General features: G+C 61.5%; 14 protein-coding genes. 5 read left to right on the top strand and 9 right to left on the bottom strand.

Annotated features, from left to right (window positions below):
* Positions 1 to 25: 25 nt before the first annotated feature.
* Positions 26 to 1,528, top strand: coding sequence for a sodium/proton antiporter NhaB (nhaB, locus tag J3P89_RS11335; RefSeq protein ID WP_434630576.1), 1,503 nt, complete (start codon positions 26 to 28; stop codon positions 1,526 to 1,528).
* Positions 1,529 to 1,661: 133 nt separating this feature from the next.
* Here nhaB and J3P89_RS11330 read toward each other — a convergent pair whose 3' ends face one another.
* The 3 genes from J3P89_RS11330 to gnd are packed head-to-tail and all read right to left on the bottom strand — an operon-like array spanning position 1,662 to position 5,001.
* The gene (locus J3P89_RS11330; protein ID WP_434697563.1) at positions 1,662 to 2,483 is read right to left on the bottom strand and encodes an HAD family hydrolase; all 822 of its coding nucleotides are present in this window, start codon (positions 2,481 to 2,483) and stop codon (positions 1,662 to 1,664) included.
* Entirely contained in the window at positions 2,480 to 4,000 is a 1,521-nt protein-coding gene (gene zwf / locus J3P89_RS11325; RefSeq protein ID WP_434697562.1) for a glucose-6-phosphate dehydrogenase, read from the bottom strand. The genes J3P89_RS11330 and zwf overlap by 4 nt, the downstream gene beginning before the upstream one ends.
* Positions 3,997 to 5,001 carry a phosphogluconate dehydrogenase (NAD(+)-dependent, decarboxylating) gene (gene gnd / locus J3P89_RS11320; protein WP_434697975.1) on the bottom strand — a complete coding sequence of 335 codons (1,005 nt, stop codon included), beginning with the start codon at positions 4,999 to 5,001 and terminating at the stop codon, positions 3,997 to 3,999. The genes zwf and gnd overlap by 4 nt, the downstream gene beginning before the upstream one ends.
* Before the next feature lie 249 nt (positions 5,002 to 5,250).
* Between gnd and J3P89_RS11315 the strand changes: the two genes are divergently transcribed.
* A complete protein-coding gene (locus J3P89_RS11315; RefSeq protein WP_305500661.1) occupies positions 5,251 to 5,424 on the top strand; it encodes a DUF6026 family protein in 174 nt (57 codons plus the stop codon).
* 322 nt (positions 5,425 to 5,746) lie between these two features.
* On the top strand, positions 5,747 to 7,486 hold the full coding sequence (locus tag J3P89_RS11310; protein ID WP_434697561.1) for a phosphoethanolamine transferase CptA: 1,740 nt from the start codon (positions 5,747 to 5,749) through the stop codon (positions 7,484 to 7,486).
* 109 nt (positions 7,487 to 7,595) lie between these two features.
* Here the strand turns inward: J3P89_RS11310 and J3P89_RS11305 are convergent, their stop codons facing one another.
* The 4 genes from J3P89_RS11305 to J3P89_RS11290 all read right to left on the bottom strand — a co-directional run bounded on the left by J3P89_RS11305 (position 7,596) and on the right by J3P89_RS11290 (position 10,555).
* Complete coding sequence (locus tag J3P89_RS11305) at positions 7,596 to 8,090, bottom strand: GNAT family N-acetyltransferase (protein ID WP_434573829.1); 495 nt, start codon at positions 8,088 to 8,090, stop codon at positions 7,596 to 7,598.
* A gap of 53 nt (positions 8,091 to 8,143) precedes the next feature.
* Positions 8,144 to 9,265, bottom strand: a complete 1,122-nt coding sequence (zapE, locus tag J3P89_RS11300; protein WP_434697560.1) for a cell division protein ZapE — start codon at positions 9,263 to 9,265, stop codon at positions 8,144 to 8,146.
* A 179-nt stretch (positions 9,266 to 9,444) separates the two neighbouring features.
* Positions 9,445 to 9,786 (bottom strand): nuclear transport factor 2 family protein, encoded by a 342-nt coding sequence (locus J3P89_RS11295; protein WP_434573825.1) that lies wholly within the window; start codon positions 9,784 to 9,786, stop codon positions 9,445 to 9,447.
* Between the two features lie 52 nt (positions 9,787 to 9,838).
* Positions 9,839 to 10,555, bottom strand: a complete 717-nt coding sequence (locus tag J3P89_RS11290; RefSeq protein WP_434657394.1) for a helix-turn-helix transcriptional regulator — start codon at positions 10,553 to 10,555, stop codon at positions 9,839 to 9,841.
* 244 nt (positions 10,556 to 10,799) lie between these two features.
* On the opposite strand from J3P89_RS11290, the gene J3P89_RS11285 reads away from it, so the two are divergent.
* Entirely contained in the window at positions 10,800 to 11,270 is a 471-nt protein-coding gene (locus J3P89_RS11285; RefSeq protein WP_434697559.1) for an LEA type 2 family protein, read from the top strand.
* Between the two features lies 1 nt (position 11,271).
* Here J3P89_RS11285 and J3P89_RS11280 read toward each other — a convergent pair whose 3' ends face one another.
* Positions 11,272 to 12,195: a carbon-nitrogen hydrolase family protein gene (locus tag J3P89_RS11280; RefSeq protein WP_434697558.1), complete on the bottom strand. Its 924-nt coding sequence runs from the start codon at positions 12,193 to 12,195 to the stop codon at positions 11,272 to 11,274.
* A gap of 84 nt (positions 12,196 to 12,279) precedes the next feature.
* On the opposite strand from J3P89_RS11280, the gene J3P89_RS11275 reads away from it, so the two are divergent.
* Complete coding sequence (locus J3P89_RS11275; protein WP_434697557.1) at positions 12,280 to 13,188, top strand: LysR family transcriptional regulator; 909 nt, start codon at positions 12,280 to 12,282, stop codon at positions 13,186 to 13,188.
* A gap of 2 nt (positions 13,189 to 13,190) precedes the next feature.
* On the opposite strand, the gene J3P89_RS11270 is transcribed toward J3P89_RS11275, so the two are convergent.
* Positions 13,191 to 13,445, bottom strand: a complete 255-nt coding sequence (locus J3P89_RS11270; protein ID WP_003181187.1) for a hypothetical protein — start codon at positions 13,443 to 13,445, stop codon at positions 13,191 to 13,193.
* Positions 13,446 to 13,602 lie beyond the last annotated feature (157 nt).

The raw sequence follows: 13,602 nt of genomic DNA, 5'->3' as shown, positions 1-13,602 counted from the left end.
CGCTTCTAATTAAAAGGAGCAGCCAATGTCCGGCCCAATGGCTCAAGCGTTCGCGCACAACTTTCTGGGGCATTCTCCGCGCTGGTACAAGGCGTGCATCATCACCTTCCTGATTCTCAACGCCGTGGTGCTGTTCACACTCGGCCCGGTCGTTACCGGCTGGCTGTTGGTTGTGGAGTTCATCTTCACCCTCGCCATGGCGCTGAAATGCTACCCGCTGATGCCGGGCGGACTGTTGATGATCGAAGCCCTGGCCATGGGCATGACCACGCCCAAGGCCCTGTATGACGAACTGCTTCACAACTTCCCGGTCATCCTGCTGCTGATGTTCATGGTGGCGGGCATCTATTTCATGAAGGATCTGCTGCTGTTTCTGTTCTCGCGCCTGCTGTTGGGCGTGCGCTCCAAGGCGCTGCTTTCCTTGATGTTCTGCTTTCTCTCGGCATTCCTGTCGGCGTTTCTCGATGCACTGACGGTCACCGCGGTGATCATCAGTGCCGCCGTCGGGTTCTATTCGGTGTATCACCGCGTTGCGTCCGGCAATGACCCGCGCCAGGACAGCAGCGTTGATGAAGACCATGACCTGCCTTCCCTGCACCATGAAGACCTGGACCAGTTCCGCGCGTTCCTGCGCAGCCTGCTGATGCATGGCGCCGTGGGCACCGCGTTGGGTGGTGTCTGTACTTTGGTGGGCGAACCGCAGAACCTGCTGATCGGCCATGAGATGGGTTGGCATTTCGCGGAATTCTTCCTCAAGGTCGCGCCGGTGTCGCTGCCGGTTCTGGTAGCCGGACTGGTGACCTGCGTGGCGCTGGAGAAGCTGCGCTGGTTCGGCTATGGCACGCTGCTGCCGGAGAATGTGCGAGCGGTTCTGGCCGATTACGCCGAACAGGACAATCTCGATCGCACCGCACGCCAACGCGCGGCACTCATCGTCCAGGGTCTCGCGGCGCTGCTCCTGATCGTCGCCCTGGCCCTGCACATTGCCGAGGTCGGCCTGATCGGCCTGGCAGTGATCGTCCTGATCACCGCCTTTACCGGAATCACTGACGAGCACCGACTCGGCAGCGCATTCAAGGACGCCATGCCGTTCACTGCGCTGCTGGTGGTGTTCTTTGCGGTGGTCGCGGTCATTCATGACCAGCAGCTGTTTACACCGCTGATCCAATGGGTCCTGGCCCTGCCGGCCGATCAGCAGCCCGGCATGCTGTTCATCGCCAATGGCCTGTTGTCGGCCATCAGCGACAACGTCTTCGTCGCCACCATCTATATCACCGAAGTGAAACAGGCCTTTGTTGCCGGCCACATGAGCCGCGAGCAGTTCGAGACCCTGGCGGTCGCCATCAACACCGGCACCAACCTGCCCAGCGTCGCCACGCCCAACGGCCAGGCAGCGTTCCTGTTTCTGCTGACGTCGGCCATCGCTCCGCTGATCCGCCTGTCCTACGGTCGGATGGTCTGGATGGCCGTGCCGTATACGGTGGTGATGGGCGGCCTTGGCTGGTATGCGGTGACCTATTGGCTATAGAGCTATCGCTCGAGACCGGTGTTTTTTGTGGCGAGGGAGCTTGTTCCCGCTCGGCCGGGAAGCAACCGCCAGAGTGGGACCGCTACGCGGTCCAGCGGGAGCAAGCTCCCTCGCCACAAGAGCGCATGGCAGCCTAGCCCGGCAGGATGTACCGCTCGATCGCCAGCGCCGCGCCGTCCTCGGTATTGGCGGCGGTGATCACGTCAGCCTGACGCTTGATCGCCTCTTCCGCCTGCCCCATGGCAATCGACAGCCCCGCGCGATGGAACATCGCCGGGTCGTTGCCACCGTCCCCCATGGCGGCGGTCTGCTCCAGCGGCACGCCGAGGTAGTCCGCCAGCGTTGACAGCGCCTCCCCTTTGTTCGCCTTCATCGCCGTCACGTCCAGGTAGATCGGTTGCGAACGCGACACCTGGGCCTGGCCCTTGAGCAGCGGATGCAAGCGAGCCTCCAGTTCGACCAGCAGATCGGTACTGGCACTGGTCGCAACGATCTTGTCGATGCGTTCAAGGTAAGGCTCGAAGCTTTCCACTTCCAAAGGCGGATAACCCAGGCCACGGGTTTCAACCGGCACCATCGGCCCATGGGCATCGCGCACCAGCCACTCGCCGTCGGCGAACACCCAGACCTCGATGCCCGGCTGATCGGCGTACAGGGCCAGGGTGCTCAACGCCGCTTCAGGCGGCAAATAATGAACGGCGAGGAAACTGCCATCGGGGTGCACCAGCGTACCGCCGTTGAACGCCGCCGTGGGCAGGTCGACACCAAGGGCTTCGATCTGCTGCAACATCGCCCGGGGCGGACGCCCGGTAGCGAGACTGAACAGCACGCCGGCCTCACGCAAGGAGCGGACGGCTTCGATGGTGCGCTGGTTGAGGCTGTGGTCAGGAAGCAACAAAGTGCCGTCCATGTCACTGAGCAGGAAGCGGATAGGACGTTTCAACTGATCAGTCATCCGAGGCCATGCCAGACGCGATCATCGCGAGTCAACAGATCGTGCGCCGCCGCTGGGCCATCCTCGCCAGCCTGGTAAGGCTGAACGCTTGCATCCTCGCGCCAGGCATCGAGGAAGGGTTGCACCGCGCGCCAGCCGTTTTCAATGTTGTCGGCGCGCTGGAACAGCGTCTGGTCGCCCGTCAGGCAATCATAGATCAGGGTCTCGTAACCCGTTGATGGCTGCATTTCAAAGAAGTCCTTGTAGGCAAAGCCCAACTCGATATTCGCCATGTCGAGTGCCGGCCCGGGCCGCTTGGCCAGCAGGTCGAACCACATGCCTTCGTTGGGCTGAATCTGGATTCTCAGGTACGTAGGTTGCAGTTCGTCGACCTCGGTGTCACGAAACTGCGCATACGGTGCCGGCTTGAAGCAAATGACGATTTCCGTGTCGCGCACGCTCATGCGCTTGCCGGTGCGCAGGTAGAACGGCACGCCTACCCACCGCCAGTTATCGATCATGACCTTGAGCGCAACGTAGGTTTCGGTGCTGCTGCCGGGCGCGACATTGGTTTCCTCGCGGTAACCGCTGACAGGGTTGCCGTTGATCTCACCCGCCGTGTACTGGCCGCGCACCGAGTTGGCCCGAGCCTGCTCGACCGACCAGGGCCGGATTGCGCCCACCACCTTGGCCTTTTCGCCTCGCACCGCGTCGGCGCCGAACGCGGCCGGCGGCTCCATGGCAACCATCGCCAGCAACTGGAACAGGTGATTGGGCACCATGTCCCGCAGGGCACCGGTATGTTCATAAAAGCTGCCACGGGTTTCCACGCCGACAGTTTCGGCGGCGGTAATCTGTACGTGGTCGATGTAGTGATTGTTCCAGAACGCCTCGAACAGGCTGTTGGAGAAACGGCTGACAAGAATGTTCTGCACCGTTTCCTTGCCCAGGTAATGGTCGATCCGGTAGATCTGTTTTTCACTCATCACCTTGAGCAGGCAGGCATTGAGCGCCTCGGCGGTTTGCAGGTCGGAGCCGAACGGCTTCTCGATCACCACGCGCCGGAAGGCGTCATCCTGCTCTTGAAGCAGCCCGGCCGCGCCAAGGCGGCGGACCACTTCACTGAAAAAGCGTGGCGCGGTCGCCAGGTAGAAGACCGCATTGCCGGTGCCGCTGGCGGCGATCTTCGCCGCCAGCGCTTCGTAGGTACTGTCATCGAGAAAATCACCCTGGACGTAACTGATGCCCCGGGCCAGGCTGGCCCAAAGCACCGGATCGAGCGCCTGGTCGGGGTCGCCGCCCTTGCTCGCCGCTTCGTTACGGATGAAATCCTCGAGTTTTTTTGCAAAATCCACGTCGCTGATAGCGTTGTGGTCAACACCAATGATCTGCAGGCCATCCCCCAACAACCCGTCACGACTCAGGTGGTAGAGCGCCGGCATGAGCAAACGCTTGACCAGGTCTCCATGAGCACCGAACAGGAACAACGTGGTCGGTGGTGCCGGTTCTGCCTTGGATTTCCTGCCGATCGAGGTCATTTTTTCGGCGTCTCCACATGGCCGCCAAAGCCGAAGCGCATGGCCGAGAGCATCTTGTCGCCATAGGTGGCTTGCTGGCGGGAACGGAAACGGGCGAACAGCGAACTGGACAGCACCGGTACCGGCACCGCTTGCTCGATGGCCGCTTCGATGGTCCAACGGCCTTCCCCGCTGTCGGCGACCTCGCCGGAGAAGCCATCGAGCTTCGGATCGCTGGCCAACGCATCAGCGGTCAGGTCCAGCAGCCAGGACGAAACCACGCTGCCACGCCGCCAGACCTCGGCGATATCGGCCAGGTTGAGGTCGAAACGCTGCTCCGGTGGCAGGCTTTCGCTGGATTTGGTCTTGAGGATGTCGAAGCCCTCGGCGAAGGCCTGCATCATTCCGTATTCGATGCCGTTGTGGATCATCTTGACGAAATGACCGGAACCGGCCGGGCCCGCATGGATGTAGCCACGCTCGGCGCGGTCGTCGTCAGACTTGCGGTCACGGGTACGCGGGATATCGCCGATGCCCGGCGCGAGGCTTGCGAACAACGGGTCCAGGCGCCGCACGACTTCAGTGTCGCCGCCGATCATCATGCAATAGCCGCGCTCAAGCCCCCAGACGCCGCCGGAGGTACCGACGTCGATGTAGTTCAAGCCTTTTTCCGACAGCGCCTGGGCGCGCCGGATGTCGTCCTTGTAATACGTGTTGCCGCCATCAATGATGACGTCCCCTGGCTCGAGCAGGTCGCTGAGCACGTTGATGGTGTCTTCGGTGGGTGCGCCGGCCGGCAGCATGACCCAGACAGCCCGAGGCTTCTCCAGGCCGGCGACCAGCGCCGGCAGGTCCGCGACGCCCGTCGCGCCTTCCTGGCTCAGGTTTTCGACAAAAGCGGCATTGCGGTCATAGACGACGGTGGTGTGCCCATTGAGCATCAGGCGCCGCGCAATATTGCCGCCCATGCGGCCCAGTCCAATGATCCCGAGTTGCATGTGCTGATGCTCCCTACTACAAATAAAGGTGTGTCAAAGGTTTAGCTCAAGGTGACTTGTGGAGGTTAGTCCAGAGCATTGCCGCATAGTTTCCGGGTAAATCGCCCGATCACAAAGGATAACGTTCAAAAACCGGCCGAAGACACGCGGACCATGAAAAATAAAAAAGTTCCATCAACGGGCAAAAGTATTCAGAATTGGTGCCGATAAAGAATTGTCGCCAAGAAACTGACGACATCTCTCTAGTTGATGTAGCCATTTGCGAGGTGAGCAATGGGCCCTGTCGTTACCGCACGTCCTCCACAAACCCTTTATGTGACCATTCGTCGCGACGAATTACGCCTGCTGAAGGAAGAGCGTGATCTGCTGCTTGATGAAGTGACGCAGTTGCGCATGCAGTTGCAACACGCACAGCTCTCACACCAGGGCCAGGCTTTGGCTCGCTGATCCTGTCCTCCGGGCAAGACACTTTGGTGACGCCGGGCAAACCGGTGTCACGACGAAAGAACACCACAGACCCTGTGGCGAGGGAGCTTGCTCCCGCTGGGGTGCGCAGCGCCCCCTAAAAATTGCGGTCGCTGCGCAACCGAACGGGAGCAAGCTCCCTCGCCACCAGCCCTCCAGCAGTTCCGGATGCACGGATCGTGAAAAACTCACGAAGTTTTCACACCTGGTCCGTAATAATCCTGCAATCACAAATAGTTACGGCGATGGCCCGTGCGCACCAGTCCGGTGCCGGCAGTCTCGTCGGTGAACGCTGGAGCGCTTGATGAGTGTGTTCAAACGCAGCAAAACGACTGCGAAAAGTTTCGATTGGGCCGGGTTCGGCTGGCTGTTTCTGTTCTTCTGGTATTTTTCCGGCATCACCCAACTGCTGATCCTGTCGAGCGGCACCGCCGGGTTCGCCGGGTTTCGCCAGGCCTTCGTGATGAGTGCGTTGTGGTTGGCACCGCTGCTGCTCTTCCCTGCCCGCACCCGCCTGCTCGCCGCGATCATCGGGATCGTGCTCTGGGCTTGCTCCATGGCCAGCCTGGGCTATTTTTTCATTTACCAGCAGGAATTTTCCCAAAGCGTCATCTTCATCATGTTCGAGTCGAACGTGTCCGAAGCTGGCGAATACATGACCCAGTATTTCGCCTGGTGGATGGTGCCGGCGTTCCTGGCGCATACCCTGGTCGGTTACTTCCTCTGGACGCGCCTGCGCCCGGTCTACCTGCCACGCAGCCAGGCCTGGGCGGCAGCGCTGGTCATCATGGTGGCCGTGGTCGGCTACCCGCTGACCAAGCAGACCCTGCGCACTGGCAGCCTGGCCAAGGGCTTCGAGAAGTTCGAGAGCCGCGTCGAGCCGGCGGTGCCCTGGCAGATGCTGGTAGCGTACCGCCGCTACACCGAACAGCTGGAAAACATGCAGGGCATGCTCCACAGCACCAGCAAGATTGCGCCCCTGCGCAACCTTCAGGACACTATGGCCAATGAGCCGGCCACCCTGGTGCTGGTCATCGGCGAATCGACCAACCGCCAGCGCATGAGCCTGTACGGCTATCCGAGAGAAACCACGCCGGAGCTGGACAAGCTCAAGGACCAGCTCTCGGTCTTTGACAATGTCATTACCCCGCGCCCCTATACCATCGAGGCCCTGCAGCAGGTACTGACGTTCGCCGACGAGGAGAACCCGGACCTTTATCTCAGCACGCCCTCGCTGGTGAGCATGATGAAACAGGCCGGCTACAAGACGTTCTGGATCACCAACCAGCAGACCATGACCAAGCGCAACACCATGCTCACGACGTTTTCGCAACAGGCCGATGAGCAGGTCTACCTGAACAACAACCGCAACCAGAACGCCGCACAGTACGACGGCGACGTGATCGAGCCCTTCAACAAAGCCTTGGCCGACACCGCGCCGCGCAAGCTGATCGTGGTGCACCTGCTCGGCACCCACATGAGTTATCAGTATCGGTATCCGCCGACCTTCAACAAATTCACCGACCGCCAAGGCGTGCCTGCCGGGGTGCGTGACGATCAGGTGCCGACCTACAACAGCTACGACAACGCGGTGCTGTACAACGACTTCGTGGTGTCCAGCCTGATCAAGGACTACGCCAAGAGCGACCCCAACGGCTTCCTGCTGTATCTGTCGGACCACGGCGAAGACGTCTTCGATTCACCGGGCCATGGCACCCTGGGCCGCAACGAGGCCAAGCCAACAGCGCCGATGTACACCATCCCGTTCATGGCGTGGGCCTCGCCGAAGTGGCGCGAAACCCATGACTGGAATTTCGCTGGCGACCTGTCGCGGCCCTACAGCAGCTCGCACCTGATTCACACCTGGGCGGACATGGCGGGCTTGAGCTTTGATGAGCTCGATCGCAGCAAGAGCCTGGTCAGCGATGACTTCAAGTCACGGCCGCTGTTGATCGGCAACCCCTACCAGGACCAGCGCAAGGGGCTGATCGATTTCAGCCTGATGCAGCCCAAGGGCCCCGCGGGCCAGGTCGTACAAAAGTAGTCGAAAAGCCACAGCCCGCATCTGGAGTAATGCGGTTGACTTGAGGTAATCCCGTGGCGAGGGAGCTTGCTCCCTCGCCACGAGTTCTTAAGTGGACCTCATGACGCCCTTAGAGGGGCTTGATCCAGAACAGCATGCGCCCGTGGGCCGGGTCGAACATGCCGGCGGCAAAGCCGAACTTGGCATAACTGGCCTGGGCCACGGCGTTGCCTTCCAGCACTTCCAGGGTGATCTTGCAGCACCCGCGCTGGCGGGCGATGTCTTCGACTTTCTGCAGCATCTTCTGGCTCAGGCCAAGCCCACGAAACGCCGGCATCACGGCTACATCGTGGACATTCACCAAAGGCCGGCAAGCGAAGGTCGAAAACCCCTCGAAACAGTTGACCAACCCCGCCGGCTCGCCATTGACGAACGCCAGCACACTGAAAGCGTGGGAACGCTTGGCCAGCTCTTCAGGCAGATGGGCCAGCACCTCGGCCGGCAGCGAGTGCCCTCCGCCCATCGGATCCTCGGCATACCCGTTGAGCACATGGCAGATCGCTTCGGCGTGGACCGGGTTGGTGTAGCTGGCTTGCAGTACAAGGATATCCTTGGCTTCTTCCATGATCTTCCATCTCGTTTCGATAAGGCCGACGGCTTGGCATCGGCAGGGTCGGGTCAGGCGGGCTGACCAAAACGTTGCAGTTGCATTTCCTGAAGGCGACTGAGAGTACGGCGAAACGGGAATTGCAGATAGCCCTGCGTGTACAACTGGTCCATCGGCACCTGGGCCGACAGGTACAACGGCACTTTGCGGTCATAACATTCGTCGACCAGGGCAATGAAACGCCGTACGCCGTCGTCATGAATCGACAGCTGCGGCAGCTCGCGATCACCGGCCTCGACCCGCTCGACCCCGTCTTCGGTGCCTCGGGCAATACGCCCTTCGCGTTGTTCGGCGCTCAGACAGGGTACGTCACTGAGCAGAATGGCCTTGAAACGATCGCACAGCGCCATGAAATCCAGCGCCGAGAACGGTTGCTCGCAAAGATCGGGGTAACGGCTCCACAGCACTGTATCGCTGGCCTGGACCGGAACGATCTGGCGATGGCCGACCTCAAGCGCCTGGTTGCGGGTTTTCTGCCCGGCGCTCAACTGGGCGAAAACCTCCGCCAACGGATCAGGCTGGGCCGGGTCACGCAGCCAATAACGCTGCTGCAAGGCGCCCGGGTGCTGGCGATGATCCTGCCAGCCATTCACCGGCACGACCTGCATGTACTGCTTGATGGCCGTTATGGTCGGCAGGAAGCGCTCACGGTTGTGACCGCTGGCGTACAGCTCATCCGGCGGCAGGTTGGACGTGCTGACCACTACCATGCCCAGCTCGAACATCACCTGGAACAGGCGGCCGAGGATGATCGCATCGCCGATGTCGGTCACGAACAACTCGTCGAAGCACAACACCCGCACCTCTCGGCTCAGCTCCCGAGCCAGGGCCTGCAACGGATCTGGCGTGCCGGTGAGCTGGAACGAGCGCTGATGCACCCAGGCCATGAAATAATGAAAATGCTGGCGACGGGCCGGAACCCCGAGGCTTTCATAAAAGCGATCCATGAGCCACGTCTTGCCCCGCCCGACCGGTCCCCACAGGTAAACACCCTTGATTGCCTTGCGGCCTTCGTGCAGCGCCTGATGGCACTGCTCCAATGCCATGATTGCCAGCTCCTGGGCTTCGTCCTGGACGAAGCCGTGGTGTTCGATGGCATGCTGCCAGGCGCTCAAGGGGGAAGTGAAAGTCATGCGACCCGGGTCCGGAAGGCGAAGGTCTGGAGTATGCCATGCAGCAGGATCCGAGAAGTATTTCATGATTCACCACAAATCCCGTGGCGAGGGAGCTTGCTCCCGCTGGGTTGCGTAGCAGCCCCAAGCTTTGCGGTCGCTGCGCAACCGAGCGGGAGCAAGCTCCCTCGCCACAAAAGTCAGGCGGAAATATCCAGCCGACTGATCTTCCCCTGCTCATCGAGCCGGAAGGTGTAGCGCAACTCCAGTGGACTACCGGGAAAGGTTCCGGAGATCAGGTTATGGACCAGCACCTTTCCGGTGCGTTGCTGCACGTTGAGGACTTCGACCCGCGGTTGGTAACGGCGCGCGGTATCTTCCATCCACTGGGCGATGGCCTGGGTGCCGACCCGGTGGTTGCCTTCATCGAACACATTGGCATCCTCGGCGAAGAAACGCGTCACCGCCGAGCTGTCGCGAGCATTCGCGGCAGCGATGTAGCCGGCGATGGCCGGGGCCAGGGAAGAGACGGGATTGGACATGTCAGGGGCTCCTTGTTGTATCGATCCGGAGCCATCCTAGAACAGCGCTGTGTCAGTTTTTGTCAGGAGTAAAACGCCCCGCCTCATCGAGATTCATCAGCGCCAACCAAGCTCGCAGCAAGTCGCTGCGCCTGCCGGGGTAGCGCTCGCCCTGGACGCTGGCTGAGGCAATCCGGTCGGTACGAAACGTCCGATAGGCACCGCGTAGTTCGCACCAGGCCACCACCACCCGCGCCTCATTGAAAAAGCCCAGGGCCAACGGCCAGATCAACCGCTGGCTGGGGGTCTTGTTGACGTCGGCGTAATCGATGTGCAACTTGGCTTGAGTGCGAATGGCCTGGCGGTAGACATTCAGCTCCACGGCGTTCTGCGGATAACCGTAACCCGGTGGGCCGGGCAATACCGTGGGGTTGTGCAAGGCATCGCGCAAACCAGGGGCCAACACCGCCTCGACCTTTGCCAAAGCGTCGGCGGCGGCCTTGCCCAGCACCTCGTCGCCACGCTGGTCGACGTAGCGCAAGCCCAGCACGATGGCCTCGATTTCATCGGCGGTGAACATCAGCGGCGGGAGGAACAGGCCGCTGCGCAGCACATAACCTATGCCCGCCTCGCCCTGGATCGGCGCGCCCAGGGCAGTCAGTTCGGCTATATCGCGATAAAGCGTGCGCTCGGACACCTTCAGCTCGGCCGCCAGCGTCGCGGCGGTAACCGGGCAGCGCTTGCCCCGCAAGACTTGCAACAAAGTCAGCAGCCGAGTGGTTCGCGACACGATGGCGGATCCAGGGAAAAGATGAAGCAGATTAGCAGAGGCTGGTGTCAGAAACTGTCAGCAGCCGAACCGCCGTTACATCAATCCCTGTGGCGAGGGAGCTTGCTCCCGCTCGGTTGCGTAGCAGCCGCAAAAAAAAACGGGGCCGCTGCGCAGCCCAGCGGGAGCAAGCTCCCTCGCCACAGCGATTCATGCGTCGCCAGGTGATAGGGTTGTAACCAATAATCCACATGCGAGAACGTCCATGCGCAGAATCCTCGGCTTGCCCCTCATCCTCTTGCTGCTCAGCCTGAGCGCCTGCGCCCTCTTCCCGCACCGCGACCCGCTGAATATCAACGTGGTCGGTATCGAGCCACTGCCCAGCGAGGGTCTGGAGATGCGCTTCGCGGTGAAACTGCGCTTGCAGAATCCCAACGAAACCGCCATCGACTACAGCGGTGCGGCATTGGATCTGGAAGTCAATGGCCGCACGTTGGCGACCGGCGTCAGTGACCAGAGCGGCTCGATTCCACGCTTTTCCGAAGGAATCCTGAGCATACCGGTGAGCATCTCGGCGTTTTCAGTGATCCGCCAGACCCTCGGCCTGAGCCAGACCCAGAGCCTGGACAACCTGCCCTACGTGCTCAAGGGCAAACTCGCCGGCGGCTTGTTCGGCACCCTGCGCTTCGTCGATCGCGGAACCCTTGATCTACCGAATTCCACAGGCACCTGGTGAATCATGCAATGAAACGCACGCCCGGCTTGGCTCGCTCATCCACCACCAGCTCGAATACATCGGGCCGGGCGTAGTGCCCGACCACGTCATAGTCGTAACGCGCCCGCACCAGCTCATCGGTATCGATTTCAGCGGTCAGCAATCCGACGGAGCCCTTCAACGGCCCGGCCAGCACGTCGCCCATGGGCCCGACAATCACGCTGCCGCCCGCGATCAACGGCCGCTCCGCCGGCCAGTTCGCCACCTCGATACCCAGCTCTGCCGGCGAGGCCTGGACCTGGCAGGCACTGACCACAAAGCAACGCCCTTCATGAGCGATATGCCGCATGCTCACCTGCCACATCTCCCGCTCATCCACCGTCGGCGCGCACCAGACGTCCACGCCCTTGGCATACATCGCGGTGCGCAGCAGCGGCATCATGTTTTCCCAGCACACCGCCGCGCCCACGCGCCCAACCTGGCTGTCGATCACCGGTAAGGTCGAACCGTCGCCCTTGCCCCAGATCAGCCGCTCAGTGCCGGTGGGCATCAGTTTGCGATGCCTTGCGACGAGGCCGGCGTCTGGTTCGAAGTACAGCGCGGTGCAGTACAGCGTATTGCCGGCGCGCTCGATGACGCCCAGCACCAGGCTTGCCCCGGTTCGCGCCGAAAGACCCGCCAGCGCCTCGGTTTCCGCACCGGGCACGTCGATGGCGTTGGCAAAGTAGCGGGCAAACGCTTCGCGCCCTTCCGGTAGCCGATAGCCTAGCTGGGTGCCAAAAGTCTCGCCCTTGGGATAGCCGCCCAGCAGCGCCTCGGGCATGACCACCAGGCGTGCACCGGCCTCACGAATGGCATCTTCGTAGGAAAGAATCTGCGCGAGGGTTTCGCCTTTGCCGCCTGGCAGCGAGCCGATCTGCAAGGCAGCCACAATGGATTTGGGCATGGTCTTCAACTCCGTGATCTCAAGTGTTGCTGATTCTCAGGCGCCGACGGATCATGAATAAAGCCCTGTCCGCTGCTAAAAGATATGAAGCAAATGAATATCGCCGATGTAGACCTGAACCTGCTGAAGACCTTCGAAGCCCTGCACGACGAATCCAGTGCAAGCCGCGCCGCCCTGCGCCTGGGCGTCACTCAATCGGCCATCAGCGCCGCGCTGCGAAGGCTGCGAAGCGTGTACGACGATCAATTGTTCGTGCGCACCGGCCGCGGCCTGGCGCCGACATTGCGGGCCAACCAACTGAAACCGGTGATCAGCGAAGCGTTGGACAAATGCCGCCAGAGCCTGGCGATGATCGATCCGGGCGCCAGCCACTACGAGGGCCGCTCAGTCATCGTCGGGTTGTCGGATGATTTTGAAATTGCCTATGGCCGGCGATTGATCGAGGAAGTTGCGCGACGAGCGCCGGGGCTGCGCTTGATCTTTCGCCAGACCCACAGCCAGATCGTCGGCCGGGCCTTGATGGAGCGCAGCCTGGACGTAGCGATTACAGCGGGGGGATTTACCGAGCGGCTGCTCAGTCGCCAGGTCCTCGGCGAAGGCGGCTACGCCTGCCTGGTGGACCCTGCCAACCTGACGGACGATCAGCAGGGCCTGAGCCTGGAGGCGTTCGTGGCGCGCGAGCATCTGCTGGTCTCATCCGGCGGTTTCATCGGCATTACCGATGAAGGACTGGCCGGGCTCGGCCTGCGCCGACGAGTGAGCGCCTCGACCACCCACTTCGCCGCGCTGCCGTTCCTGCTCAAGGGCAGCCAGGCCGTGGCGACCATTCCGGAGCATGCCGCCAAGGCCATCGCGGCGCTCAGCGGCCTGTCGTTGCTGCCCTGCCCGCTGGCGTTGCCGCGCTACCCGATCGAGTTGGGCTGGCGGACCCATGCGCAGCGCGATCCCGCGGTGGACAAAGTGCGCGAGGCCATCGTCGCGACCTTCAGCTGAGGTTATTTGTTCGCGGCCATCAGTCGATTGACCTCGCTGCGCACCATGTTGGCGTACTCCGGAGGCGACATGCCGTCCAGCTCGGCGCGCACCCACTCGGCCCATTTGCCCTTGCGCTTGGAGCGTTCGCCAAACAACCGCGCAGCGTCACCCTTGGCCTTGCCCAGATTGTTTTGCCACAGCTCGAAAAGTCGGGATTTTTCATCTTCCAGCGCCGCACGCTCGGCCAGGGGCTTGTCAGCCAGATTGAAACTCATGGGGAATTTCCTGTTGCGTAAATAGGCGCCATCTTACACCTTGCACAGAAACGTCTTAACCATGATTTTTGCCAGCGGCCCTGGGCCATGCCGACTGCTGCAACTTTTGCCCAAGCGCAACACTCCATTGTTCACTGCCATCAACCTCAAGGAGTAC

The organism is Pseudomonas sp. Z1-14, from assembly GCF_051132005.1.
Lineage (GTDB): Bacteria > Pseudomonadota > Gammaproteobacteria > Pseudomonadales > Pseudomonadaceae > Aquipseudomonas.
Note: the sequence above shows the minus strand (reverse complement) of the source record. Positions and strands in the feature narration are given on the sequence as shown.

Bases quoted from the DNA above. Each gene is read 5' to 3' on its own strand.
- nhaB (WP_434630576.1), top strand. From the start codon at position 26: ATGTCCGGCCCAATGGCTCAAGCGTTCGCGCACAACTTTCTGGGGCAT.
- J3P89_RS11330 (WP_434697563.1), bottom strand. From the start codon at position 2,483: ATGACTGATCAGTTGAAACGTCCTATCCGCTTCCTGCTCAGTGACATG.
- J3P89_RS11280 (WP_434697558.1), bottom strand. From the start codon at position 12,195: ATGCCCAAATCCATTGTGGCTGCCTTGCAGATCGGCTCGCTGCCAGGC.
- J3P89_RS11270 (WP_003181187.1), bottom strand. From the start codon at position 13,445: ATGAGTTTCAATCTGGCTGACAAGCCCCTGGCCGAGCGTGCGGCGCTG.
- zapE (WP_434697560.1), bottom strand. From the start codon at position 9,265: ATGACTTTCACTTCCCCCTTGAGCGCCTGGCAGCATGCCATCGAACAC.
- J3P89_RS11275 (WP_434697557.1), top strand. From the start codon at position 12,280: ATGAAGCAAATGAATATCGCCGATGTAGACCTGAACCTGCTGAAGACC.
- J3P89_RS11285 (WP_434697559.1), top strand. From the start codon at position 10,800: ATGCGCAGAATCCTCGGCTTGCCCCTCATCCTCTTGCTGCTCAGCCTG.
- J3P89_RS11310 (WP_434697561.1), top strand. From the start codon at position 5,747: ATGAGTGTGTTCAAACGCAGCAAAACGACTGCGAAAAGTTTCGATTGG.
- J3P89_RS11305 (WP_434573829.1), bottom strand. From the start codon at position 8,090: ATGGAAGAAGCCAAGGATATCCTTGTACTGCAAGCCAGCTACACCAAC.
- zwf (WP_434697562.1), bottom strand. From the start codon at position 4,000: ATGACCTCGATCGGCAGGAAATCCAAGGCAGAACCGGCACCACCGACC.
- J3P89_RS11315 (WP_305500661.1), top strand. From the start codon at position 5,251: ATGGGCCCTGTCGTTACCGCACGTCCTCCACAAACCCTTTATGTGACC.
- J3P89_RS11295 (WP_434573825.1), bottom strand. From the start codon at position 9,786: ATGTCCAATCCCGTCTCTTCCCTGGCCCCGGCCATCGCCGGCTACATC.